This window comes from Rhodococcus sp. ENV425 (genome assembly GCF_002887785.1).
GTDB lineage: Bacteria > Actinomycetota > Actinomycetes > Mycobacteriales > Mycobacteriaceae > Rhodococcus > Rhodococcus aetherivorans.
Map to the genome: position 1 here is coordinate 1 of NZ_PCZU01000157.1, position 2787 is coordinate 2787.

Consider the following 2787-nt stretch of genomic DNA (forward strand, 5'->3'; position numbering starts at 1 on the left):
GGCGACGCCCTCATCGTCCGCGTCCCCAAGACGTAGGACCCGCGACCTCGAGGATCCGTCGAGGACCGTCACGTTCGGGCGGAGGCGACACGATCGCCTCCGCCCGAACGCGTGTCCGGGGACCCTGTCGCGCGCCGGCCGGCGCGCGACGCGGTCGACCGGGTATGCGGGACAGAGCTTGAAGTGCGAATGTCCCCTCGCTCCGAGATAAGGCGGCGGCCAGCGCGTCCGGGTTGGCGAGGATGAGGGCGATCCCGTCGCTGTCGCTGTCAGATTCGACCTCGGTGTGCGCATGCCTCCAGGCCCGAATAGGAATCGAAAGATACTGTTCGGCAACGGTTCCGAACGTCATCGGTGAACCCGCTCGGGAGCCGAACCGGTCACCGCGGCACCGAGCGCGCGGGACATCCGCGCACTCTCGAACACCGTCGGTGCCCGTAGCAGAGCCAGGACGACGGAGGCGAGCGAGTACTCCGCGCCGGCGGGCAGGTGCCGCACAGCCCCCGCCGCCCCGCACACGGTGACGGTCAGCGCGGCGACCGCGACTCCGATGCCGGCGCCGCGAGCGTGAGGAGATGCGCCGAGATTGCCGCGTTCACCACGACGGCCGCGACGACATCACGAGAGGCGCCCGCGGGTTCTCAGCGGTCGACGACGGTGGTGTCGAAGTGGTAGCGCGACGCGCGGTAGCAGTGACTACCGAACTCCACGGCGGTTCCCGAGTCGTCGTACGCGGTGCGGTTCATGGTGAGCAGGGGCGCGCCCGTCTTCTCGTCGAGCAGACCGGCCTCCTCGCGGGTGGCCGCTCGCGCTCCGATGCGCTGGCGGGCCAGCCGGATGTGCACGCCGCGCGCACGAAGCGACTGATAGAGGCCGTGATCCTCGAGTTCGTCCGCATCCGGCGCGATCGCGACCGGGAGGTGGTTGTTCATGATCGCCAGCGGTTCCCCGTTGGTGCACCGCAGCCGGCGGATCGACACCACCTCCGCGTCCGGCCCGAGATTGAGTTCGAGCGCGACCTCCTCGGCCGGAGGGCCCACCCGATAGTCGAGGAGCTTCGTGGTGGGGGTCTGCCCCGCGCGGGCGAGGTCGTCGAACAGGCTGGTCAGCTCCACGGGACGGTGGACGGGACTCTGGACGACCTGCGTGCCGACCCCGCGCTTGCGTACCAGCAGACCCTTGTCGACGAGTTCCTGGATGGCGCGCCGGGTGGTCGGGCGGGACAGATTGAGCCGCTGCGCCAGCGCGAGCTCGTTCTCGAACCGGTCGCCGGGGGCGAGATCCCCACCGAGGATTGCCTTTTCGATGGCCTGGGCAAGCTGGAAGTACAGCGGTACCGGGCTCGAACGGTCGAGCTCGACTGCGAGCTGTGCACTCACGGACCACTCCGATCTCCAGCGAGGCGGCCCGGCGGACCGCGGATTCAGCTGAAGTGTATGTGAACACGGACATACGCTTGATTGCAAGTCAATATGTCAGGACAAAGCATTGACACGCGCCGGTGACATGGCGCACAGTTTCTGTGGACGCCGCGATCCCCGCGGACTGCCACCATCATCTTTCGGGAGTGCAGCCTTGACCACCACGCAGACGCAGACCGAGCGCCCGCTGGACGTGCTCGCCATCGGACGCAGCGGCGTCGACATCTACCCGCTCCAGACCGGCGTCGGACTGGAGGACGTGTCGACCTTCGGCAAGTTTCTCGGCGGCAGCGCCGCGAACGTGGCCGTTGCCGCGGCCCGGCTCGGGCGCAGCAGCGCCCTGATTTCCGGGATCGGCGCCGACCCGTTCGGCCGGTTCGTCCGCGCCGAACTCGAGCGGCTCGGCGTCCGGACCCGGCACCTGATCACCGACGGCCGCTACCCCACCCCGGTCACCTTCTGTGAGATCTTCCCGCCCGACGACTTCCCGCTCTACTTCTACCGCCGTCCGTCGGCTCCCGATCTGCAGATCCAGCCCGAACACCTCGACCTCGAGGCCGTCCGCACCGCGCGGCTGTTCTGGGCGACGGTGACCGGACTGTCCGAAGAACCCAGCCGCAGTGCACATTTCGCCGCCTGGGAGGCGCGCGGCCGAATCCGGCACACGGTCCTCGACCTGGACTACCGGCCGATGTTCTGGGATTCCCCGGCGGTCGCCACCGAGCAGGTCCAGCGGGCACTGCAGCACGTCACCGTCGCCGTCGGCAATCGTGAGGAGTGCGAGATCGCCGTCGGCGAGACCAATGCGCACCGCGCGGCCGACGCCCTGCTCGACCTCGGCGTCGAGCTCGCGATCGTCAAGCAGGGCCCGAAAGGCGTGCTCGGCAAGACCCGCTCGCAGTCGGTGACCGTCGCGCCCAACCCCGTGGACGTCGTCAACGGCCTCGGTGCGGGCGACGCGTTCGGCGGCTCGCTGATCAACGGACTGCTCGCCGGGTGGCCGCTCGAGAAGACCCTGCGCTACGCCAACGCCGCAGGCGCCATCGTGGCCTCCCGCCTCGAATGCTCCACCGCCATGCCCACCGCGGACGAGGTCGCCCACCTCGCCGACGCGACCGCCACGGAGGCCGTCGATGTCTGAGAATTCCACCCTGCCGTCGACCCCGCCCCAGCGGACCTACGGCGAGATCACCGAGCTGCGCGCCGAGGATCCGGGCGCCATCGAACGGGCCTGGGCCGCGCGGGCCACCCGGCCCGCGACGCGCGGCGACGGGCGCCTGATGATCGTCGCCGCCGACCACCCCGCCCGCGGCGCCCTGGCCGTCGGCGACCGGCCCACCGCCATGAACAGCCGCACCGACCTGCT

At 70.1% G+C, this 2787-nt stretch carries 2 protein-coding genes and 1 pseudogene; 2 read left to right on the plus strand and 1 reads right to left on the minus strand.

Features of this window, described 5'->3' with window-relative positions:
• Positions 1–641 precede the first annotated feature (641 nt).
• Positions 642–1379, minus strand: coding sequence for a GntR family transcriptional regulator (locus CQZ88_RS12865; protein WP_006937917.1), 738 nt, complete (start codon positions 1377–1379; stop codon positions 642–644).
• Positions 1380–1575: 196 nt separating this feature from the next.
• Here CQZ88_RS12865 and iolC point away from each other — a divergent pair, with 196 nt between their 5' ends.
• Both iolC and CQZ88_RS30970 read left to right on the plus strand, forming a co-directional pair.
• On the plus strand, positions 1576–2562 hold the full coding sequence (iolC, locus tag CQZ88_RS12870) for a 5-dehydro-2-deoxygluconokinase (RefSeq protein ID WP_102799832.1): 987 nt from the start codon (positions 1576–1578) through the stop codon (positions 2560–2562).
• A pseudogene (locus tag CQZ88_RS30970) lies at positions 2555–2787 on the plus strand (aldolase); the annotation flags it as partial. The gene iolC and the pseudogene CQZ88_RS30970, both read left to right, overlap by 8 nt.